This window comes from Bartonella sp. CL100XZDX (assembly GCF_042195375.1).
GTDB lineage: Bacteria > Pseudomonadota > Alphaproteobacteria > Rhizobiales > Rhizobiaceae > Bartonella.
On the sequence record NZ_JBHIOH010000030.1, the window covers coordinates 52,513 to 76,488 of the forward strand.

The 23,976-nt window shown below is 37.9% G+C and carries 22 protein-coding genes; 1 reads left to right on the forward strand and 21 read right to left on the reverse strand.

Translation table 11 applies throughout. The features are described from left to right. Positions 1–764: 764 nt before the first annotated feature. The 4 genes from ACFILU_RS02915 to ACFILU_RS02930 all read right to left on the reverse strand — a co-directional run bounded on the left by ACFILU_RS02915 (position 765) and on the right by ACFILU_RS02930 (position 5,132). Positions 765–1,553, reverse strand: coding sequence for an ABC-2 family transporter protein (locus ACFILU_RS02915; RefSeq protein WP_375674681.1), 789 nt, complete (start codon positions 1,551–1,553; stop codon positions 765–767). Beyond that, positions 1,537–2,361 carry an ABC-2 family transporter protein gene (locus ACFILU_RS02920; RefSeq protein WP_375674683.1) on the reverse strand — a complete coding sequence of 275 codons (825 nt, stop codon included), beginning with the start codon at positions 2,359–2,361 and terminating at the stop codon, positions 1,537–1,539. Before ACFILU_RS02920 ends, ACFILU_RS02915 begins: the two co-directional genes overlap by 17 nt. Next, the gene (locus tag ACFILU_RS02925; protein WP_375674685.1) at positions 2,336–3,355 is read right to left on the reverse strand and encodes an ATP-binding cassette domain-containing protein; all 1,020 of its coding nucleotides are present in this window, start codon (positions 3,353–3,355) and stop codon (positions 2,336–2,338) included. The genes ACFILU_RS02920 and ACFILU_RS02925 overlap by 26 nt, the downstream gene beginning before the upstream one ends. A gap of 793 nt (positions 3,356–4,148) precedes the next feature. Continuing rightward, the gene (locus tag ACFILU_RS02930) at positions 4,149–5,132 is read right to left on the reverse strand and encodes an RluA family pseudouridine synthase (RefSeq protein WP_375674686.1); all 984 of its coding nucleotides are present in this window, start codon (positions 5,130–5,132) and stop codon (positions 4,149–4,151) included. 206 nt (positions 5,133–5,338) lie between these two features. On the opposite strand from ACFILU_RS02930, the gene ACFILU_RS02935 reads away from it, so the two are divergent. Beyond that, positions 5,339–7,120: a glucan ABC transporter ATP-binding protein/ permease gene (locus tag ACFILU_RS02935; RefSeq protein ID WP_375674688.1), complete on the forward strand. Its 1,782-nt coding sequence runs from the start codon at positions 5,339–5,341 to the stop codon at positions 7,118–7,120. A gap of 1,211 nt (positions 7,121–8,331) precedes the next feature. On the opposite strand, the gene alaS is transcribed toward ACFILU_RS02935, so the two are convergent. The 17 genes from alaS to rpsN all read right to left on the reverse strand — a co-directional run bounded on the left by alaS (position 8,332) and on the right by rpsN (position 23,966). Beyond that, the gene (gene alaS, locus ACFILU_RS02940) at positions 8,332–10,998 is read right to left on the reverse strand and encodes an alanine--tRNA ligase (protein WP_375674689.1); all 2,667 of its coding nucleotides are present in this window, start codon (positions 10,996–10,998) and stop codon (positions 8,332–8,334) included. A gap of 205 nt (positions 10,999–11,203) precedes the next feature. Then, the gene (recA, locus tag ACFILU_RS02945; RefSeq protein ID WP_273791424.1) at positions 11,204–12,247 is read right to left on the reverse strand and encodes a recombinase RecA; all 1,044 of its coding nucleotides are present in this window, start codon (positions 12,245–12,247) and stop codon (positions 11,204–11,206) included. 966 nt (positions 12,248–13,213) lie between these two features. Next, positions 13,214–14,539: a replication-associated recombination protein A gene (locus ACFILU_RS02950; RefSeq protein ID WP_375654493.1), complete on the reverse strand. Its 1,326-nt coding sequence runs from the start codon at positions 14,537–14,539 to the stop codon at positions 13,214–13,216. A gap of 8 nt (positions 14,540–14,547) precedes the next feature. Then, entirely contained in the window at positions 14,548–15,942 is a 1,395-nt protein-coding gene (locus tag ACFILU_RS02955; protein WP_375674691.1) for a DegQ family serine endoprotease, read from the reverse strand. A gap of 269 nt (positions 15,943–16,211) precedes the next feature. Then, complete coding sequence (gene rplQ / locus ACFILU_RS02960; RefSeq protein ID WP_273791421.1) at positions 16,212–16,640, reverse strand: 50S ribosomal protein L17; 429 nt, start codon at positions 16,638–16,640, stop codon at positions 16,212–16,214. Between the two features lie 24 nt (positions 16,641–16,664). Beyond that, complete coding sequence (locus ACFILU_RS02965) at positions 16,665–17,678, reverse strand: DNA-directed RNA polymerase subunit alpha (RefSeq protein WP_273791420.1); 1,014 nt, start codon at positions 17,676–17,678, stop codon at positions 16,665–16,667. A 94-nt stretch (positions 17,679–17,772) separates the two neighbouring features. Next, entirely contained in the window at positions 17,773–18,162 is a 390-nt protein-coding gene (gene rpsK, locus ACFILU_RS02970; RefSeq protein ID WP_007347762.1) for a 30S ribosomal protein S11, read from the reverse strand. 117 nt (positions 18,163–18,279) lie between these two features. Beyond that, positions 18,280–18,648 carry a 30S ribosomal protein S13 gene (gene rpsM, locus ACFILU_RS02975; RefSeq protein WP_026500557.1) on the reverse strand — a complete coding sequence of 123 codons (369 nt, stop codon included), beginning with the start codon at positions 18,646–18,648 and terminating at the stop codon, positions 18,280–18,282. A gap of 181 nt (positions 18,649–18,829) precedes the next feature. Further along, positions 18,830–19,408, reverse strand: a complete 579-nt coding sequence (locus tag ACFILU_RS02980; RefSeq protein WP_375674692.1) for an adenylate kinase — start codon at positions 19,406–19,408, stop codon at positions 18,830–18,832. Continuing rightward, the gene (secY, locus tag ACFILU_RS02985; protein ID WP_273791418.1) at positions 19,405–20,751 is read right to left on the reverse strand and encodes a preprotein translocase subunit SecY; all 1,347 of its coding nucleotides are present in this window, start codon (positions 20,749–20,751) and stop codon (positions 19,405–19,407) included. Before secY ends, ACFILU_RS02980 begins: the two co-directional genes overlap by 4 nt. 162 nt (positions 20,752–20,913) lie before the next feature. Beyond that, complete coding sequence (gene rplO / locus ACFILU_RS02990; protein ID WP_273791417.1) at positions 20,914–21,381, reverse strand: 50S ribosomal protein L15; 468 nt, start codon at positions 21,379–21,381, stop codon at positions 20,914–20,916. A gap of 20 nt (positions 21,382–21,401) precedes the next feature. Further along, a complete protein-coding gene (gene rpmD / locus ACFILU_RS02995) occupies positions 21,402–21,608 on the reverse strand; it encodes a 50S ribosomal protein L30 (RefSeq protein ID WP_375674693.1) in 207 nt (68 codons plus the stop codon). Between the two features lie 31 nt (positions 21,609–21,639). Next, positions 21,640–22,188 carry a 30S ribosomal protein S5 gene (gene rpsE / locus ACFILU_RS03000; RefSeq protein WP_273791415.1) on the reverse strand — a complete coding sequence of 183 codons (549 nt, stop codon included), beginning with the start codon at positions 22,186–22,188 and terminating at the stop codon, positions 21,640–21,642. A gap of 111 nt (positions 22,189–22,299) precedes the next feature. Next, a complete protein-coding gene (gene rplR / locus ACFILU_RS03005) occupies positions 22,300–22,662 on the reverse strand; it encodes a 50S ribosomal protein L18 (protein WP_273791414.1) in 363 nt (120 codons plus the stop codon). Between the two features lie 12 nt (positions 22,663–22,674). Beyond that, positions 22,675–23,208, reverse strand: coding sequence for a 50S ribosomal protein L6 (rplF, locus tag ACFILU_RS03010; RefSeq protein WP_273791413.1), 534 nt, complete (start codon positions 23,206–23,208; stop codon positions 22,675–22,677). Between the two features lie 39 nt (positions 23,209–23,247). Further along, entirely contained in the window at positions 23,248–23,646 is a 399-nt protein-coding gene (rpsH, locus tag ACFILU_RS03015; RefSeq protein WP_015856577.1) for a 30S ribosomal protein S8, read from the reverse strand. A 14-nt stretch (positions 23,647–23,660) separates the two neighbouring features. Further along, positions 23,661–23,966, reverse strand: a complete 306-nt coding sequence (gene rpsN / locus ACFILU_RS03020; RefSeq protein ID WP_273791412.1) for a 30S ribosomal protein S14 — start codon at positions 23,964–23,966, stop codon at positions 23,661–23,663. Positions 23,967–23,976: the final 10 nt, after the last annotated feature.

Consider the following 23,976-nt stretch of genomic DNA (forward strand, 5'->3'; position numbering starts at 1 on the left):
TAAAATATAACACATTATATTTTTCTTTCTCTTAACAAAATCATAAATTAAAATGAGTTTGCATAAGAAAAATTAAGAACCTTCTCTTGATTTACTCGCACAACAAAGAAATATATTTATTACGTTATTGAAATTAATCTTATTGCTATCGTTTTACAGCTACTTGACTTGGTGAATCCTTTTATTTTTCAAGCAATTATTGATGGAATTTTGCCTACTCAGCATGCTGAAAATCTCTATGTGATCGTTATCTTGATAATTACTATCATGTTGTTTAGCACAACTCTTAGCTTTCTATCGGGCAACTTAAAAGCTTTATTCTATCAATTTTCTTATTGTTTAAGCAAAAAACTCATCCACGTAATAATATATTGAATGCACCAACAAAATCCGCACGAATAACCACATTCTACGCATATAAAAATTATCCACTTTGACAATTTTTTAGCACTATAACCGAAAAAGAACACATCTGGCTCGTATTATGAATGATACTAAATTGTATGCCATCTTACCATTGGCTTTTGTCATCAAGCTGCCATCTAAAATCGAACAGTTTAAACCTCTGATTTCTATTTCACGCTCCTTGCCAGTAACTGTGGGAATGCGGCCTATATTATTGTTCAATCTTATCTAACAATAAAAAAATCCTCATGTGAAAATTCTACATGCCTTATATCGCCAGAATAAATAACGATAATTTATGGTACAATAGAATTATTCACTCAATTTTTTTTACTTTTATAATCATGCTGACTTTCATCTCATCCCCCTAATCCATTAAATTTACGCATTGTTTTCTTATAACTTATGAAAGCCATGACCATGGAAAGAAAAGCGCTCAACAGAACATATCCAATATTCCATTCGCCTTTACCAAGCAACAATGACACAGGCAAGGAAGCAGAAAAAGCCATAGGAAGCATAAACAAAAGCCATTTTACGATGCTTAAAGGATAAATTCCTATTGGTACAAATGAAAGCTCGTAAATCATTTCATGAAAATATTCGACAGGCATCTTACGGCTAATAATAAATGTTACAAAATTAAACATCATGAAAAAACAAATATTGACAATAAAAACACAAAATATTGCAACAATAAAAGAGATCCATCTTAGCTTAAGATCGGATATATTCGGTAATGATACAAATAAATAGGCACTAACATAAAGAACAAAGAGCTTGATCAGATTAAGAGGTTTACACCAACCAAACAACATCAACAACCAAATTGAAACGGGCTTTATCAAGTATGGTTCAATTTTACCATCCGCTACTTTTTCAAAAAACGTTTCAATAGAATTAGTAAAAATATTCAAAAATATTCCAAGTAAAACAAAGACAACAAAGATAAAATGGATTTCATCTCTGCTATAGTTACCGATCTTTCCTGAAAAAGAAGATATTCTATCAATAAATATGAATTGAATAAAATAATAGCATAGAGAAAGAATAAACTCCCCAGCCAAATTCTTACCATAAACAATCTGTCGGTGGATATTCAAACTGATAAAATGAAGGATTATTTTCATCTCAACCACCCGCTCCATTATATGCTTTCATCCCTTTATTCCAAGCAATATAAATTAAGAATAAAAAACACAAAATATAAGTAAAACTTCCGAAAATAAACTGCTGAAACAACGCTAAATTTTGCGTCGCGAAAAACTCGGCAGGAGCTGATATCATGAAACGATAAGGATTAAATTGCATAAGCGGAATAAGCCACACCGGCCAAAACGATGGTGGTAAAAGAACACCCCCAAGAAGCGTTGAACTGAGAATACTGAAAGAGAGTAATATATTGTACTCAATCACCCAAAAGCTTAATAAGGCAATTCCAAAAGAGAGTAAAAAACAAAGCAATTGTGATAGAATAACAAACAGAAAAAAGAACAGAAAAGCGATGACCAATCCCAGAATATTTTCATAGGATAAAACAAGCTTAACAACAAAAAGAGCCAATAACGGGATGCTATATAATACACTCTCCCCTAAAAAAGTAAAAAGCATTTGTGTCATATAACTAAAGGGCTTTGTAAGATATACTTCTAATTGACCTTCTTTAACATGATGAGAGAAAAACTTAATCACATTATAACCATTATTTAAGCGACCTAGGACTAAAGCAAAAGCATAATAATACATCATATCATAAAAGCTAAAGCCATTGATGGTGTTGCCCGTATCAGAGAAAAGTGCATTCCATAATAGAAGTTGAATAACAAATGGCGAAAGTGTCCCAATGATAATATCGGTAAAAAACATTGCTCTATCACTTAGAACAGTGAGTAATCCATTCTTGGCAAAAAGAAACATACCAAAGCAGTGGTTAGATAAATTCTTTAAATTTAACACGGAGTATCTCTTCAAGCGAGGGAGTGGATACAGAGAACGTACAGTTCAATTCGGTTGTAATTTCGCGTACAAAACGCGCAAAATCCTCACGGGGCAGCGAAACCTCCAGCGAGCATTCTTCAGCGTTAAAGTGCTTATCTTTTAAAGGAGTAGATAATTTCAACGCAATCTCATCAATTTTTTCTACAACAGCTGAAGGTGCAGCCATGTGTTCACAAAAAAGTGTCATTCTCACCAAAGAAGGAATGACATTTTTAAGCGCATGAAGATTACCATGAAACTGTTTCTTTCCTTTATGCAAAAGAATAATATCATCGACGTATCCATCAATATCTCCCATATCATGACTTGTAATGATATACCCAGTGCCACGCTCCTTTTTCAGTTTTTTAAGAAGCTCCCTGATTTCATGCTTAGATGTAATATCAAGACCAATACTTGGCTCATCGAGAAACAACAGTTTAGGTCTAAAGGAGAGATTAAATGCCAATTCACTTTTCACTCTCTCACCCAGACTAAGCATCCGCACTGGCTTATCCATAATATGCTCAAGACCCAGCAACTCAGCGATCTCTTTAAGATCACGGGTAAAAGAGGAGCGTTCAAGACCATATAATGGTTGAACCATATCCAGACTGTAGCGTAAGGGCAAATCCCACCATAAACAATTCTTGTGACCAAAGACCACACCCAAAGACTTGAACAGATTTTTCTTCGCTTTATAAGGATCAACACCAAGGACTTTAACACATCCCTCATCAGCGTATTGTATACCAGAAAGTATTTTAATCAGTGTCGATTTACCCGCTCCGTTAGGGCCAAGAATTGCTAACGATTGCCCTGAAAAGAGGGTGAAACTCATATCTTTTAACACATGATGATTTGTATAAACCGGCTTGAAGAGAGAAAACACCTTGTTTTTAAAACCAATTCCTCTGTCAATGTTGCGATATATTTTTGAGACGTTATTAACGTCAATCAATAATGATCCCATCAGTCACTCCTAATTTCAATTTATCCCCCTTTTGAATGTTCCCATAATAAATATCTGTTTTGTTCACTAGAAAAAACAAAAGTGTTCAAGCCCTCCCTAGAGCAATAAAACGCGCCTGACGTTTTATCTCCAATTTTTTGTCTAGATATTTTTTCAATGTGATGAGTTCACTTCAATGAAGCATTAAGATACTAAAAACTTATTTCTTCTTTTATGAAAGATAGTCTTCTGGATAAACTAAGTAAGTAGAAAAAATTGCTCATTGAAAGGAGAACTTTGCTAAGAAGGCTTCATTGTGTAAGCAAAGATACAAAGCATAAATCTATACTATAAGCATATCAAACCACATTTATAACAAAACAAACTTCCTTGACAACAGGATTTTTTTGAGAGTCTACTTTTCCTCAGCATTACTATAAAATGCCTCCATTATTCCCCATAAAAAAACTAAAATCGCTTTCTCTATTTTAGTAAATATCTTTCAGATTTTATCTAACTCATCTCCCTCAACAGACACGCCTTCCCAATATGACCTCTATAGATAATTCAAAGGAGCAGCTTCATAAACTCAGATTATTAAACGATACACCATATCCAAAAAATAACAATACAATCAATATGGATAAAGAGCTGTAGAAAGAAAGCCATGATATTCGAAAATTTCATCACTCAAAAACATAATTTTCTCATAGCGATTGACTTATCAAAAACTTCCTTCAAATGATGCCCTATTCATCTTATCAAATTTATAGACAAAATTTTATATCAATCAAAAAAAACAAATGAAGTTTGTTTAGTCGGTTTCAGCATCACTCTCATTAAAAGACAAAAGATTAAAACTTTGAACCATATGAGGTGGTAAAGGTGCAACAATGTCCAATATTCCTCCTGAAGGATGAGGAATACGAATACGACGTGCATGAAGATGAAGACGATTTTGAATTCCTCCTGGTAATGTCCAATTACTATCAGAAAAAAAATACTTTGTATCGCCAATGATAGGATGATCCATATGGGCAGCATGCACACGAAGCTGATGTGTTCTCCCTGTATAGGGTTCCATTTCAAGCCACGAAAGAGCCCGCCCTCGTGTATCTAAAACGCGATAGTAGGAAACCGCATGATGCGAATCTGGCTCCCCATGTTCACAAACACGCATTTTGTCACCTTGTGCAGTCATTTCCTTAACCATCCACGTTGAAATTTTGTCCTGCTTTTTTTTAGGCACGCCCCGAACCAACGCCCAATAAGTCTTTTTTGTTTCTCGCGCTCTAAAAGCAGCAGTTAAGGACTGAGCGGCTCCCCTTGATCGCGCAACAATAAGCACACCCGACGTCTCACGATCAAGACGATGAACCAAACGCGGCTTTTCACCTTTTTTATTGCGCCATACCTCAAGCATACTATCCATATGACGTGTTAAACCAGAGCCTCCTTGTACAGCCAATCCAGCTGGTTTATTAAAAACAAATACCTTTGGATCTTCATAAAGCAGCATTTTTTTCAAAACGGTCCCATCATCCTGCCCACGAAGTGTTTTATCCGTTATTGAAAGATTTTCCTTGTCATTAATAGGGATAGGTGGAATACGAACAGCTTGCCCTATACAAAGACGCGTATCGGCTTTAACACGTCCACTATCAACCCGTATCTGACCAGAACGCAACAATTTTTGCAAAGCTCCAAAACCAAGTCCTGGATAATGCACTTTAAACCAGCGATCTAAGCGCATTCCATTTTCATCTGCCTCAACTTTTTTTATTTCTATGCCTGCCATGAAAATTCCCTTACCTGATAATTTTATTGATCTATTTTTGCGCCTTTATAAACACAAAAATTCATATTTTAGTTGGTTTTATCACACCATATTACAGTTAGTATCCAAAATTGCCTTTTCTTAACGTCCAAATTTTATTAGCTAAAAACTAAGCGTTGTAAAAATCAACAGCCTTTACGCTTAATAGCGAATGGAGATAATTAACCGTGTCCTTATTCAAAACCTATGCACGTGTTCTCACTTACCTAAATAGAGAAAAAAATGCATCCCTTTTAATCTGTACCGCTAATGTTATGTTAGCTATTATCACTATTGCAGAACCTATTTTATTCGGACGTGTTATTGATTCTATTTCAGAAAAATCAGCTATCATTCCTACTCTTACCATTTGGGTTTGTTTTGGACTTTCACATATTATTGCTTATGTCCTTGTTGCTCGCGGTGCTGACCGCTTAGCCCATAGACGCCGCTTAACGGTTTTAACGGAATCTTTCGAACGTATCATTGCCATGCCTTTAATTTGGCATCAACAACGTGGAACTTCCAACGCACTCCATACACTTTTGCGCGCAATAGATTCCATGTCAACCATATGGCTTGATTTTATGCGCCAACACCTCTCAACGCTTGTCGCCTTATTGGTTCTCATCCCCATAGCGTTTAATATGAATTGGCGTCTTTCAATAGTCTTGGTTGTGCTTGCCATCACCTACGTATTAATTGCACGTTTAGTGATGCGAAAAACAAAAGACGGACAAGCCGCTGTGGAATGCTACCACCACAACCTTTTTAAACATGTCAGTGATTCAATCTCTAATGTTTCCATTGTACAAAGTTATAACCGAATAAAAGAAGAAACTTCTATACTGCATCAACATACAAATGCTCTGCTTAAAGCACAAAATCCTGTTCTCAATTGGTGGGCGCTCGCCAGTGGCTTAAATCGAATGGCTTCAACAATTTCAATCGTTTGTGTTCTTCTCCTTGGAGCTTTTTTTGTTGCAAAAGATCAATTACGAGTAGGTGAAGTCGTTGCTTTTGTTGGATTTGCACAACTCATGATTAGCCGCCTAGACCAAATGAGCAATTTTATTAATTGTGCAATATCCTCACAAGCAAAACTGCAAGAATTTTTTGAAATGGAAGACTCAACCTTTCATATCAACGAACCGCAAAATCTTCCTTCCCTCAAAAATGTTAAAGGCGCCATACAATTTCATCACGTGACCTATAAATTCCCCAATTCTTCTCAAGGTGTTTTTGATATTTCCTTTGAGGTTAAAGCAGGACAAACTGTTGCAATTGTAGGGCCAACAGGGGCTGGAAAAACAACATTGATCAATCTGTTGCAGCGCGTATACGACCCTACCCTTGGGCATATCTCCATTGATGGAATAAATATATGCTCAATCAATCGCGAATCTTTACGTAAATCTCTAGCAACAGTATTTCAAGACTCGGGTCTTTTCAACCGTACTATTCATGACAATATTTCAATAGGAAAAGCGAGCGCAACAAATGAAGAACTTTATGAAGCAGCAAAAATAGCAGAAGCTCACGATTTTATTCTAAAAAAAGCTGATTGTTATAACACAATGGTGGGCGAACGAGGATCTCAATTATCCGGTGGAGAAAAACAGCGACTAGCAATTGCACGCGCTGTTCTAAAAAATGCCCCTATTCTCATTCTAGATGAAGCAACAAGCGCTCTTGATGTTGAAACAGAAGCACGTGTCAAAGATGCTCTCGATTGCATAAGCCATAACCGTACTACTTTTATTATAGCACATCGCCTCTCAACAGTACGCAATGCTGATGTGATACTCTTTCTGGATCATGGTCACTTAATGGAAAAAGGAAACTTTCAAGAATTGATCGATAAAGGGGGACGTTTCTCTAATTTTTTAAAGGCAAGTGGTTTAACAATCAAAACACCAGAAAGAGAAGGAGAAAATGTTATCCCCTTACATGAAGCCATAGCATCATAAAATTGATACTCTTTTTCAAGCAAAAAAATCCTCCTCAAGATAACAAGAATTCTTATATATGATACAAGTAAAAAGATTTCTAAAAATGCCACAATTCATTTTAGGTATTTAAGAAAAATATTAAAACAGTTTAGTATTTTCTCTGCTATTGCAATTTTACTAGATTAGAACAAAAATATTTTCCTATATCTGTGCATATTGACGAGTATACATTCTCATTTAGGGAAAATGTAAAGGTAAAAACAATTTCCAGTTTTATCGTCTTCTTTTTACTCAGCTTTACGAATTTCAAAACGAACTAAAGAAATATCTTTTAAATAATGAATATTATGTATTGCTTTGCACTTTTGTTTATCACGTTCTTTATAGTCCTCTCATAAAGAACAGAACATCATTGTTTTGCACATTCATATGACTTTTTTAAGAAACATTTTTCAATGCTCTTAAGCCCATTTCACAACGACATTCGTGAGTGGTTTTGATTAATTTAACATACCCAGAATTTGAAATAATAAAATCCTACGAATATTCGTAGCTCTTATTCAAAAGATAAAACGATAAATTATCATTATAACTCAATGTATTAAAGCAATTTTATCATAAATAAATTAAATATTAATCTAAATCTTTAGATTTATGTGATATTCCTTTGATTTATATTGATAATTCATTACTTTATAACTTTAAATAAAGATTTATAAAGATAGGAGAATATTCTTTTCAAAACCTTTTAATAATAAACCAAAAAACTGTGTACATAACAAGCAAAATGAAAACAATAGCTCTAAGATATAACAACTCTTTTATAAGCCTTTTCAAGGAAAGAGATTTTATTCATTTGAAAACTAATCGAATAATGACAGCTTATAACTTTATAAGGAGAATCGTATGCAATAAATCTTGATTTTTCCTTTCATAAAAAGAGAGGTTTCTTTAAAAAATCTATAAGAGCAACATAATAACTAGTCTTCCTAGTAAAAGAATACGCAGCAAAGCATGAAGTGCTGAATAATCTATCTTATCTTAAAAAGGTGACTCCTGAAACGCTTGGACGTTATAAAGACAAACACTGTTTTTATCTTTACAATTGTATTTTTCCCCAATTACGCTGTATCTGCATTTCAGAAATACACCAGACAGATATTCATGATACATAGATACCAACCCAATATAACAATGTAAAAAATACCTATGCAGAATGATTTCATTCTTTAATTTTTTTCAAGAAAATCTTTTAGTGCCGCAAATGCCTCATCAGCTTTGTTCCCCTCAGGACCACCAGCCTGCGCCATATCAGGACGGCCACCTCCACCTTTACCACCAAGCATCTCTGAAAGAATACGAACGAGATCTACAGCATTTAACTTATCCGTTAAATCATCCGTAACGCCGACAACAGCACTCCCTTTTCCATCCTCCGAGACACTAATAAACGCAACCACTCCAGATCCGATTTGTTTTTTCTCAGAATCGACGAGCGCCTTAAGATCCCGTGGTAAAATATTTTTAACAACGCGTCCGGTAAAAGAAAACCCATTGATGATGATAATATCACCTTGGCTCCTTTCTGTTATTCCACCACTCAACATCATTTTCTTGCGTACATCATTCAATTCTTTTTCAAGTTTACGACGATCATCAAGCAAAATTCGCGCCCGTTCTTCCACACCAGCAGAAGAAGTTTTTAAAAGATCAGCAATTTCATGAATACGTTCATCTTGGCGGCTAAGATAAAGACGTGCTTCTTTGCCTGTTAAAGCTTCAATACGCCGCACTCCAGCTGAAACAGAACTTTCAGAAACAATATGAATCAAACCGATATCACCTGTTCGCTCCACATGTGTACCTCCACAAAGCTCAATTGACCAACGCTTTTTAAATCCTCCCTTTTCAAATGGCTCCCCTATAGAAACAACGCGAACTTCATCACCATATTTTTCACCAAACAATGCCATGGCACCTTCAGAAATTGCATCATCTACAGCCATGAGGCGCGTTATTACTTTACTATTTTGCAAAATAATCTCATTGGCTAAATCTTCTATTTTTTTCAACTCTTCTGGTGAAACGGATTTTGGATGTGAAAAATCAAAACGCAACCGATCTGGCGATACAAGAGAGCCCTTTTGTGTAACATGGTCCCCCAATGTTTGGCGTAAAGCTTCGTGTAACAAATGAGTAGCAGAGTGATTCGCGCGAATTTTCTTACGACGAACAATATCAACCGTTAATTCTACACAATCAGACCTCGATGCCTGACCAGATTTCACCTCCCCAATATGGATAAAAACACCATCACCCTTTCTTTGGGTATCATGCACCTTAAAAATAAAATTTTCACCAGAAATGATACCGCTATCACCAATTTGCCCACCAGATTCACCATAAAAAGGTGTCTGATTAACAACAAGCATAGCTTTCTGATCTGAAGAAATATGATCAACAATTTTACCATCACACACAAGAGCTGTAAGAATACCTTTCGCTGTCTCAGTTTCATAACCTAAAAACTCTGTGGCCCCCACTTGATCACGAACAGAAAACCAGATTTTCTCTGTTACAGCTTCTCCAGAACCAGACCAATTAGCACGTGCTTCCTCTTTTTGGCGTTCCATCGCTTTATCAAAAGCACCAACGTCAACAGATATTCCGCGACGACGAAGAACATCTTGCGTCAAATCAAGCGGAAAACCATAGGTATCATAAAGTTTGAAAGCAACTTCACCATTCAAATAGTCTCCTTCTTTAAGATCGGTACTTGCTTCGTTCAACAAACCAAGTCCTCGTTCAAGCGTTTTACGAAAACGTATTTCTTCTAACCTTAAAGTTTCTGAAATCAAAGATTCAGCACGCACCAACTCAGGATAAGCTTGTCCCATTTCACGATTTAAAGCAGGCAAAAGTCGCCACATTAAGGGCTCTTTAGCACCAAGAAGATGCGCATGACGCATAGCACGACGCATAATACGACGTAAAACATATCCTCTTCCTTCATTAGAAGGAAGCACACCATCAGCAATCAAAAATGCCGATGAGCGAAGATGATCAGCAATGACACGATGGCTGGCAATAAAATCACCCTTTGCCTCAATCCCTGTAATTTCTTCTGATGCAGCAATTAATGCACGAAAAAGATCAATGTCATAATTATCATGAACGCCCTGTAAAACAGCAGCAATACGCTCTAATCCCATGCCTGTATCAATAGAAGGGTGAGGTAAGTTAACACGTTTTTCCTTGGAAACTTGCTCATACTGCATAAAAACAAGATTCCAAATCTCAATAAAGCGATCACCATCTTCTTCCATACTTCCAGGAGGTCCACCCCAGATTTCATCACCATGATCATAAAAAATCTCCGAACAAGGCCCACAAGGGCCTGTTTCTCCCATCGACCAAAAATTATCAGCCGTCGCAATACGGACAATTTTTTCATCTGGAAGACCTGAAATTTTACGCCACAGTTCAGCAGCAACATCATCACTCTGATAAACTGTCACCAACAATTTATCTTTTGGCAGGCAAAATTCCTTTGTTAAAAGATTCCATGATAAAAAAATGGCTTCTTCTTTGAAATAATCACCGAAAGAAAAATTACCCATCATTTCAAAAAATGTATGATGGCGCGCCGTATATCCAACATTATCAAGATCATTATGCTTTCCACCCGCACGAACACATTTTTGTGCCGTTGTTGCCTGCGTATAAGAAGGTTGTTCAAGTCCAGTAAAAACATTTTTAAACTGCACCATCCCTGCATTTGTAAACATAAGTGTAGGATCATTCCGCGGAACAAGCGGACTAGAAGAAAGAACTTTATGCCCATTACGATGAAAATAATCCAAAAATATTGACCGAATATTATTAACACTATTCATGTTGACACCTGCTCAATACAGTACAAAACCATAAAAGAAAAATCCCCCTCATTAAATTCTCTTCGCCACGCATGGAGTCAATTTAATCAAAAATGGAATATTTGTTTTAAAAAATTGAGAAAAAAATGACTGCGTATTTAAAAACTCAAACAAAAAAACAGAAAAATCTGAAAGGGAAAAAATTATAGACGAAAAAAACACTCCATCAAATGGCTTCATCACTTTCTATATTTTCTGACCCTGCATTTTCTAACAGTTCAATCGCAATCAAACCAGCATTTTGGCGCAAAGCTGCTTCAATCTCTGTAGCTATTTCCACATGTTCACGTAAAAACTGCTTTGCATTCTCACGCCCCTGTCCTAAACGCTGAGAATTATAAGAAAACCATGCACCAGATTTTTCCACAACACCAACCTTGACACCCAAATCAATCAATTCACCTACTTTGGAAATACCTTCACCATAAATAATATCAAACTCAACCTGCTTAAATGGAGGTGCCAATTTATTTTTCACCACTTTAACGCGCGTCTGATTACCAACGATTGAATCCCTATCTTTAATGGATCCAATGCGACGAATATCTAAACGAACAGAAGCATAAAACTTTAAAGCGTTTCCACCCGTTGTCGTTTCAGGAGAACCAAACATCACACCAATTTTCATGCGAATTTGATTAATAAAAACAACCATACAGTTAGAGCGAAAAATTGCTGCGGTTAATTTTCGTAACGCTTTACTCATTAACCGAGCTTGCAATCCGGGCAAAGCATCACCCATTTCACCGTCAATTTCTGCTCGCGGAGTTAAAGCTGCGACAGAATCCACAACAAGCACATCAACTGCACCAGAACGAACCAACGTTTCTGTAATTTCCAATGCCTGTTCACCGGTATCTGGCTGAGAAATGAACAAGTTTTCTAAATCAACACCAAGCTTACGCGCATAAATAGGATCAAGCGCATGCTCTGCATCAATAAAAGCACAAATCCCACCACCTTTCTGTGCCTCAGCAATAGCATGGAGAGCCAATGTTGTTTTCCCAGAACTTTCTGGTCCATAAATCTCAACAATACGCCCCTTCGGTAATCCACCAATCCCTAAAGCAATATCCAAGGATAACGACCCTGTTGGAATTGTTTCAATTTCAACAACCTGCTCTTTTTGCCCAAGACGCATAATCGAGCCTTTACCAAAAGAACGTTCAATTTGTGAGAGAGCAGCATCGAGAGCTTTTGTTTTATCCACGATTATATCCTTGACCGAATTCATAATAACCTAAAAATTTAGTGTACACTGTACTTTTAATTTAACTAAAGGCTTGAGTTTAGATTTTCACAGACTATTTCCATTCCTATCTCCACATTATGCCCATAAACATTCATGACCATCACAATAAAGAATTGGCATTGCTTATCTTATGACACATAATAAACTCTAATAAAGTAATATCTCTATGGGAGCATAGTTAACATATTTATATCTCTCTAGAAAAGGAACAATTTAATTTTAAACACAATGTTCTACAGCCCTTCTGCTTATCCCTTTGATTAAATACTTGAGAGACTAAGAATTCTCCTGCTATTGATCACAAAAAAAACGCATCATCAATCAACCTCATACCCTATTGCATCGAAGAACAAAACGCCATTGTGTTGCATATTCATACACTTGATTTAAGAAACATCTCTCAAAACTTCTAAGCTCGTTTTGTGACAACACCTATGAATGTGGTATACTACAAAACCCTTTAGGCGCCACCATCTTTACTCTATGGAAAGAGAAAGCCGGCACCCATCACACTATTTATCATCCCCCAATGTTGCAACAGTTCTCGGCACTTGAGACAATTCATAAGAAGGATTTTTAGTCCTTTCTTGTACAGTTTTTATCACACGGTAATCCTGCTTGTAACATGCAAGTAAATGATTTGATTGATTCAACAAATAACAGACTTGGGATGAGAGAAATTTACGGTATTTGAAACTTTCATTCAACTTACGAAACAGTCTATTATTATAAGTCAATATATTATTTAATAAAACCAAAAAAAATAAAGCAGCTTAAAAGTTGAATGATATATTTAAATTTGAAAAACTATGTACTTTCGAAGATATCAAAAAAAATCTCTACAAGCAATGCAATAAATGTTTAAAATATAAGCTAAATTTCTCATACAATAACATAAGAGATCAATAAAAAACGTATTTCAACTCAAATTTTATTTTGATCTTTACGTTTTTTGCGCAACTGTTGCCACCACTCAAGACGTTTCACAATTTCACGCTCAAAACCACGCTCAACTGGTTTATAATAACTCTGACGCCCAAGTTTTTCGGGAAAATATTCTTGTCCTGAAAAAGCGTCTGGTTCATCATGGTCATAACAATAACCACTTCCATACCCTTCTTCCTTCATAAATTTCGTAGGAGCATTAAGAATATGCTTAGGAGGTGATAAAGAGCCATTTTTGCGCGCACAACGCAGTGCTGCTTTATACGCGAGATATGCTGCATTTGACTTTGGCGCAGTTGCAACATAAAGACATGCTTGCGCCAAAGCCAACTCTCCTTCTGGTGATCCTAAATAATCATAGGCATCTTTTGCTGCATTACAAATGACAAGAGCTTGAGGATCCGCCAAACCAATATCTTCAACAGCCATACGAACCAATCTTCGCCCAATATAGAGAGGATCTTCACCAGCATCCAACATACGTGCCAAATAATAAAGCGCAGCATCAGGATCAGATCCACGAACGGATTTATGCAACGCTGAAATGAGATTATAATGCCCATCTCGTCCTTTATCATAAATGGGCGCACGACGCTGAATAACTTTTTGCAAAGCAACAACATCAAGAATCTCTCCCAATGGAGCAATAGACCAAACTTCCTCTGCCAATGTTAACGCTACCCGCGCATCACCATCAGACATCTCTATCAAAACGTCTCTGGCATCATTATCCAAGGGAAGAATTTTTCCCTCCACTTCTTCAGCACGCTTCAAAAGCATGTCCAAACTTTCATGATCATGAGAAAGAAATGTTAAAACACGTGCACGCGAAAGAAGGGCAGCATTCAGTTCAAAAGAAGGATTTTCGGTTGTTGCACCTATAAGTACCACAGTACCCTCTTCCATCACAGAAAGAAAACTATCCTGCTGAGCACGATTAAACCGATGAATTTCATCAACAAAGAGAAGTGTTTTATCCCCAGATATAAAACGCCTCTGCGCAACTTCAAAAATCTTTTTAAGTTCAGAAACTCCTGTAAAAATAGCAGAAACCTGTTCAAACGCGAAATTTGTTTCAAGGGCTAACAAACGTGCAACGGTCGTTTTTCCCGTCCCTGGAGGTCCCCAAAAAATCATCGATCCAATTGAGCCAGTTGCCGCCATACGTGAAAGCAAACCATCCTCTCCAATCAAATGCTTTTGTCCCACAACATCATTGAGAGAACAAGGGCGCATTCTTTCTGCAAGTGGCTGATTTTTATTAACTTGAAAATCAAACGACGAAGTAAAAAAATCTTTCTTCAAAAAAAACCTCAACGAATAAATTGGCGAATATACATACCATCACGTTCATATTCCAATTGCCACATATTTGAGCGACCTTGCATAAGAACCTTTTTCAACTGATGAACTGTTTGAATTTTATGGCCATTTACAACACGTAGAATATCTCCTGACTGAAAAATTCCAGCTGCATTGCTCATTTCCTCAAGATTGGTAATCACAACCCCTTTTGCAGATATAGGAAGATGAAAACGTCGACTATTTTGCGGTGTTAAATCTAACACCTCAGCACCAGCAAGAGGACTGTCACCCGTAATTTTTTCAGATTTTAAAAATGCAGTTTCTGATATTGATGAAACTGTTATTTGTGTTTTTAAAGTTTTTCCACTTCGTAAATATTCCAAGGCAAGACTATGCTCAACGTCAGCTGTCATCAAACGATAACCAAGACTATCTGGACTGTCAACGCGTACCCCCTGCACACTCAAAATAACATCACCTACTTTCAATCCAGCTTTTTCAGCAGGACTATCTTTGATAACTTCAATAATCAGAGCACCATAGGGACGTTCTAAACCTAAACCACCAGCAATATCAGGTGTAACATTTTGAAAAGAAGCCCCAATATAAGGCGGCACAAAATATTTTCCACCGCGTTTAACAGTATCAAGCATTACTTTTACAAGATTAACTGGAATAGCAAAACCAATCCCTACCGAACCACCGGAACGCGAATAAATAGCCGTATTAATTCCGATTAACTGACCTTTCATATCAATTAAAGCGCCACCAGAATTCCCTGGATTAATGGCTGCGTCTGTTTGAATAAAAAAGTCAAAATCAGAAATCCCAACACGTGTACGCGCTTGCGCTGAAACAATACCACTTGTAACTGTTTGACCAACACCAAAAGGATTACCAATAGCCAGAACAAGATCACCAACTTCAACAGCATCAGAATTTCCCAAAGAAAGAACAGGAAATTGAGCATCTTTTTCCTCAACTTCAAGAATTGCAATATCAGTCGCTTCATCTTTGAGCACAACCTTACTCTCAAACTCCCGCCCATCAGAAAAAGCCACTTTAATTTCGCTTGCATCTTTAATGACGTGGTAATTTGTAACAATCAAACCACGTGCATCAACAATCACCCCTGATCCTAATGACGATTGCTTACGAACAGGAAATTTATTTTGAAAACGACCAAAAAATTGCTCAAAAAATGGATCGCCTTCAAAAGGTGATCGTGCTCTAATTTGTCGAGCTGCATAAATATTTACAACAGATGGAACTGTCTTTTTAACTAAAGGAGCAAATGAAAGAGTGATTTCTGTTTGTGTTTGAGGAACATGAGCATATACATGATCAAATGATATCTGCATCATAATTGCAAAAAAAATCCGCACCCAAAAAGAATACCTCATAATCCACTCCTTATAAAATCAGCACATTCTGTTGAAGATTAATAGAATAAAAAAAACGCATCCCCGCAAATTAAGGATCTCTATTAATATTTCATAATAGAGAATAAAAACAACCTATTTGAAAGATAAATATTATAAAAATAAGATAATTCAATACTCTATAATTTTCTCTCTGCAACTATTTCTCAGCTAAAACAAACTTAAAAATACTCACAAAAAAACCGCCCAAAACAAGGCGGCCTTTAAAAATCCAACAGAATAAAAAAACTCTACGAAGATGTTCCCTTTTCATTCTCAGAAGCCTCCATACGAGCACGATCCCCAGCACCCTTCGCTTCAACATCACGATCAACAAACTCTATAACAGCCATGGGTGCATTATCACCGGTACGAAACCCCGCTTTCATAATACGCAAATACCCACCGTTGCGTGATGCATAACGTGGCGCAAGCGTATCAAATAATTTTGCAACCTTTCCCGCATCACGAAGTGCTGCAATTGCTTGCCGACGCGCATGCAAACCACCACGCTTACCAAGAGTAACCAGTTTTTCAACAATAGGACGAATTTCTTTAGCCTTTGGAAGCGTTGTCACAATCTGCTCATGCTCGATCAACGAAGTTGCCATATTTGCAAACATCGCTTTACGGTGACTGGCAGTACGATTCAACTTGCGTCCTGACTTACTATGGCGCATAAGCCCTCTCCTTAAATTCTAATTTTAATATTGATCTTCATAACGTTTTGCAAGATCATCAATGTTCTCAGGCGGCCACGCAGGAATTTCCATCCCAAGATGTAAACCCATACACGCCAAAACTTCTTTAATCTCATTCAACGATTTGCGACCAAAATTCGGTGTCCGAAGCATTTCAGATTCTGTTTTTTGAATCAGATCACCAATATAGACAATATTATCATTCTTAAGACAATTTGCCGAACGAACTGAAAGTTCTAATTCATCCACTTTTTTGAGAAGTGCAGGATTAAAAGAAAGCTCAGAATCAACCTCTTCAATAGGCTCCTTCTGTGGCTCTTCAAAGTTAATAAATAACGATAATTGATCCTGAAGAATGCGTGCTGCAAAAGCAACAGCATCCTCTCCATTAACAGCACCATTCGTTTCAATCGTTAAGGTCAATTTATCATAATCCAAAACTTGACCTTCACGCGTATTTTCCACTTTATAAGAAACTTTACGAATTGGTGAATAAAGACTATCAATTGGAATAAGCCCTATACGTGCATCATCAACACAATTACGATCAGATGGAACATAACCCTTTCCTGTGTTGACAATAAATTCCATACGAATCTCAGCATCTTCATCAAGAGTACAAATAACATGATCTGGATTTAGAATTTCCATATCCCCGACTGTACTGATATCTCCCGCTTTCACGACACCAGGCCCCTCTTTATAAACGACGACACGTTTAGGCCCTTCTTCTTCCATACGAAGCGCAATTTCTTTTATATTCAGAATAATATCCGTAACATCCTCACGCACACCTGGAATCGATGAAAATTCATGCAAGACACCGTCAATCTGCACAGCAGTAATAGCAGCACCACGAAGCGAAGATAACAACACGCGACGAAGCGCATTTCCTAAGGTTAAACCAAAACCACGCTCAAGAGGCTCAGCAATCACACTTATAATATTTGGATTATCATGTGCACATGATTCAACCTTATTGGGTTTAATAAGTTCCTGCCAGTTTTTCTGGATCATATTTTTATTCCCGTTCTTTAGTTCCGTTACCATTCAATCGTAACGACCAATGTGAACATCAGAGAAATCTCCGACAACAAAAAACAACACCCAATTAAACACGCCGCCTTTTCCGTGGACGACATCCATTATGAGGAATTGGTGTTACATCGCGAATAGAAGTAATGACAAAACCAACAGATTGCAATGCACGTAGAGCAGATTCACGCCCTGATCCAGGCCCACAAACTTCGACTTCCAAAGAACGCATACCATGCTCTTGCGCTTTTCTTGCACAATCCTCCGCAGCAACTTGAGCAGCAAAAGGTGTCGATTTACGCGCACCTTTAAACCCCTGAGCCCCAGCAGATGACCAAGCAATTGCATTACCCTGAGCATCAGTAATAGTAATCATTGTGTTATTAAATGTTGAATTAATATGCACAACACCCGATGAAATATTCTTACGTTCGCGACGACGAACACGTGTGGCTTCCTTGGCCATAACTTCCCTTTCAACGATCTCATCACTGCCGTAACATCAGCAGCTCCACCTTTTTTTTTCCTTGTCAAACAAATCAAACAAGAAAAAAGAATATATAAAAGCCTTCCACAAAGGCCCTTATTTCTTCTTACCAGCAATTGCCTTAGCCGGACCTTTACGCGTACGGGCATTCGTATGTGTACGCTGTCCTCGGACAGGCAAAGACCGGCGATGACGCAATCCTCGATAACAACCAAGGTCCATCAAACGCTTAACATTCATAGCAACCTCACGACGAAGATCACCTTCAACTTGATAGCCCTGATCTATAGCCTCACGAATCTGCAGCACCTCAGCATCTGAAAGCTCATGCACACGACGCCCCAAAGGAATGCCAACTCTTTCAATAATTTCTTGAGCAAATTTTGGTCCAATCCCGTGGATATATTGAAGCGCAATAATTACACGCTTATTTGTCGGGATATTGACGCCAGCAATACGAGCCACGCCTACTCTCCTTAGTTATTTTGACAAATTGTTATAAAATACCTGATATACCTTACAGAAAAAAAATAGACTCAGAAAAAAATTCTTCCGAATCCTCTTATTTCACTAAAATAAATTAAATTTACTTCTGATAGATTTCATCTCAAAAGTCAACTCTTTTCATTTATTTCTAAAAAAAATCTCATGAAAGAAAACTTCTAATCATACGTCTCACTTCAGCAACACCAATCATTCCATCAACAACTTTCAACATTCCCCTCTCTGAATAAAACTTTGATAAGGGAGCTGTTTTTTCACGATATTCCACTAATCTTTTTGCAAAAGCAACAGGATTGTCATCTAAACGAACCTGTCCACCAGCCGCTATTGTTTCCTCAACACGCTTCTTCATACGTTCAATCAACACGTCTTCATCAACACACAACTCAATAACAGCATTAAGCCGCGTATTTTTTGAATCCAGTATCTGTTGCAACGCTTCCGCCTGCCCCACAGTTCGCGGATATCCATCCAAAACAAAACCGTTTACACAATCAGCTTCATCAATCCGATCTGATACGATTTGGTTAACAATACTATCAGGAACCAAAGCACCAGAACTTATAATAGCTTTAGCTTTTTTACCAATCTCCGTTTCTTTGGCAATCACCTCACGCAACATATCCCCTGTTGATAAATGAGGAATGTTATATTCCTCAGTCAACATTTTTGCTTGCGTACCTTTTCCCGCTCCAGGAGGACCTAAAAGAATAACTCTCATCGATTCCTTCTACCTCCACGAAGTTTTGATTTTTTTATCAACCCTTCATATTGGTGGGCAACAAGATGCCCCTGAATTTGAGCAACCGTATCAAGTGTAACAGTAACAACAATCAACAAGGATGTTCCCCCAAGATAAAAAGGAACCTGTAATGCAGATATCATAAATTCAGGTAACAAACAAACCAAGATAATATAAACAGCGCCCACAACAGTAATACGCGTCAAAACGTAATCAATATATTCGGCTGTACGCTCACCTGGACGAATCCCTGGAATAAAACCAGAATGCTTTTTCAACTGATCTGCAGTATCACTTGGATTAAACACAATAGCTGTATAAAAAAAGCAAAAAAACGCCATTAAAAATGCATAAACAATCATATAAAGTGGCTGTCCATGACCAAGAGCATAAGAAATCTCCTGAACCCATTGCGGCATTTTATCAGAAAAATTATTAATAGTGGCAGGCAATAATAATAAAGATGAAGCAAAAATAGGTGGAATAACACCAGCAGTATTCAACTTTAAAGGAAGATGCGACATATCTCCTTGAAACATTTGATTACCGACCTGACGTTTCGGATATTGGATAAGAATTCGCCGTTGTGCACGCTCTATAAAAACAATAAGCCCAATAACCAAAACAGCAATAAGAACGATTCCTATTAAAAGAAAAGTTGATAAATCAGCCTGACTATGAGCTGTCAAAAGCTGAGCAAAAGTAGAAGGAAAGTTGGCTACAATCCCTGTAAAAATGATAAGAGAAACCCCATTACCAACACCACGTGACGTAATTTGCTCGCCAAGCCACATAAGAAACATCGTTCCGCCAACAAGTGTAATAACAGAAGAAAAACGAAACATAAGACCTGGTTCTAAAACAATTTGAAGCCCCGACCCTATACCGCTTTCAAGCGCAACCGCAATACCAAAAGCTTGTAGAATTGCCAATACGACTGTTACATAACGCGTATATTGATTGATAATCTTACGACCTAAATCCCCTTCTTTTTTAAGAGTCTCCAAAGAAGGAATAATAGATGTTAACAATTGCACAATAATAGATGCCGATATATAAGGCATGATACCCAGCGCAAAAATAGCCATACGCCCAACGGCACCTCCAGCAAACATATTAAAGAGTCCTAATACACCAGACGCGTGATGTTCAAATGTTTGCCGCAAAGCATCGATATTGATACCTGGAAGAGAGATGTAAGTGCCAAAACGATATACAAGAAGCGCCAACAGAGTAAACCAGATGCGTTTCTTTAATTCAGTTGCACGCGAAAAGGTACCGAAGTTTATATTGGAAGCAAATTGCTCTGCTGCTGATGCCATAAAACGTCTCCACTTTACACTCCAGTTCTTTAAATCACAGAAGTATAATCCTAAAATTCACATACGCATACACAAATAAATGCAGAACTTAAACAAGTCTCCACAAAAGATCCCACAAAACAAATATAATTCTTCTTTAGGTCTCTATTCATATTAAAAAAATTATCGAGCAATATCAGGAAAAATGACCTGACCACCCACTTTTTCAATCTTAACACGAGCAGCTTGTGAAGCACCAGAAACATGAAAGGTAATCTTAGCCTTCAAATCACCATCAGAAAGAAGACGAACCCCATCTTTTTCACGACGAATAATACCAGACTCTTTCAAAGCAATCATATCAACAGGCTTTTCAATATTCAACTTACCCGCATCAACTGCCAACTGAATACGTCCTAGTGAAACTTCATTGTAGGTTTTGGCAAAGAAATTTCTAAATCCACGTTTTGGCAAACGACGATAGATAGGCATTTGCCCACCTTCAAAACCATTAAGGGAAACACCAGAACGTGACTTTTGCCCTTTTACACCACGACCACCAGTCTTACCCATACCGGAACCAATGCCACGCCCAACACGCTTACGATTTTTTATTGCGCCTTCGCAATCACGCAGTTCATTGAGTTTCATATATAATACTCCCGCAACCCTTAACCTTCATCTATAACGCGAACAAGATGCCGAACCCGAGCAATCATACCCCGCACACAAAGTGTATCATCTAAAACGCGCCGACGACGCATTTTATTTAGTCCAAGCCCCTTTAAGGTTGCACGCTGAATCTGTGAGTTTCGAATAGGGCTTCCAATTTGCTCCACCGTCACAGTTCTATTACTCTGAGATTTTTTCTGAACCATTTCCTAATTCCTTTTCTGATAATCTCAGAAACTACCCTTCTAGGTCGACCAAATGGCGACGACGCGCCTGCAAAGTCGAATATTTTATACCACGTTGAGCAGCAATATCTCTAGGATGCATTTGATGTTTCAATGCATCAAATGTTGCGCGAACCATGTTATAAGGATTCGACGATCCTAGCGATTTTGCAACGACATCCTGCATACCAAGAGCTTCAAAAATAGCACGCATCGGTCCCCCAGCAATAATACCAGTACCAGCAGAAGCCGAACGTAGCAAAACACGCCCAGCTCCGTGACGACCTTCAAGATCATGATGCAATGTACGCCCAGACCGAAGCGGAACATAAATCATCCCACGCTTTGCAGATTCCGTTGCTTTACGAACGGCTTCGGGAACTTCACGGGCTTTACCATGTCCAAAACCCACACGTCCTTTTTGATCTCCAACGACAACAAGAGCAGCAAAACCAAAACGCCGACCACCCTTTACAACTTTAGCAACACGATTGATATGAACGAGCCTATCGACAAATTCATTATCGCGTTCTTCTCTATCACCACGTTCTTTTTGTGCCATTCCTCATTCCTTTTTCTTTTCCGGAAGCACGATAACAAAGTCCCTCACCAAACTGGAAGAACTTAAACGAAAAACTCTAAACTCTCCTTACTCATTCATAAATAAGAAATTTTAGAAATTCAAACCACCTTCACGAGCAGCCTCAGCTAAAGCTTTGACGCGACCATGGTACACATACGCTCCACGATCAAAAACCACCTCATTAACACCCGCTTTCTTCGCACGCTCAGCAATTAACTTACCAACAGCAAAAGCTGCCTTTTTATCAGCACCACTCTTTAACGACTTTTTTAAATCACTTTCAAGAGTAGAGGCTGAAACAAGTGTACATCCCCGCAAATCATCGATAACTTGAGCATAAATGTTCTGATTTGAACGATAAACACTAAGCCGAGGACGATCATGAGAAACCATTTTAATTCTACGACGAACACGCCTTGCACGACGTTGGATAATGTCCTTAGATGAAACCATAATACAAAATCCTTATTTCTTTTTACCTTCTTTACGGAAGATACGTTCATCTGCATGCTTAACACCCTTACCTTTATAAGGTTCAGGCCTACGATACTCCCGAATCTCCGCTGCAACTTGTCCAACTTGCTGTTTATCAATTCCAGAAACAACAATTTCTGTTGGCTTAGGAACAGTCACAGTAACACCCGACGGAACTTTATAAACCACATCATGCGAAAAGCCCAGAGATAGTTGAACATCCTTACCCTGCAAAGCAGCACGATAACCAACCCCATTAATCTCCAACCTCTTTTCAAAACCATCTTTCACACCACAAAAAATGTTCTCAATCATTGAGCGCGACATTCCCCATTTAGAACGCGCATCTTTTGACTGATCCCGCGGCATAACTGATATGATATTTTCCTCAAGTTTGACTAAGACTTCATCATTGACGACGTAACTCAGCTCACCTTTTGGACCTTTTGCCTTAACCAGCTGACCTTCAACAGTAGCAGTAACTCCAGAAGGAATTGAAATGGGTTTCTTTCCAATACGAGACATTGTTCTAACCTACTTTTTCTTCCGTTTTCTTGACATAACTTAGAAAACACGACAAAGGAGTTCTCCACCAACATTCTGTTCACGCGCCTCATGATCTGCCATGACGCCTTTAGGAGTCGATAAAATCGAAATACCAAGACCATTAGCCACCTGTGGAAGTGACTTAGCAGAAACATACACACGACGCCCTGGCTTTGATACACGTGAAATCTCACGAATAGCAGCCAGCCCTTCAAAATACTTCAATTCGATTTCAATCTCAGCTTTCCCATCACCTAAATCAATTTGATTATATCCGCGAATATAACCTTCCGACTGAAGAACATCAAGAACGTGCGCACGAAGCTTCGAAGCTGGAGTAACTACTTTACCTTTTTTACGACCAAGTGCATTACGAATACGTGTTAACATATCACCAAGAGGATCTGACATAGACATTAAATAATCTCCTCTTACCAACTAGATTTTACAATACCAGGAATATAGCCAATAGAGCCAAGCTCACGCAACGCAATTCGCGACATTTTTAATTTACGATAATAAGCCCGCGGACGACCTGAAACCTCACAGCGATTACGAATACGAACTTTCGAAGAATTACGCGGTAACTCTGCCAACTGAACAGAAGCTTTAAAACGTTCTTCAAGAGAAACCTTCTGATCCATAACTATTGCTTTCAAACGTGCACGACGGGCAGCATAACGCTTTACCATCACCTCACGACGCTTATTTTTTTCAACGGCACTTACTTTGGCCATAACTTCACCT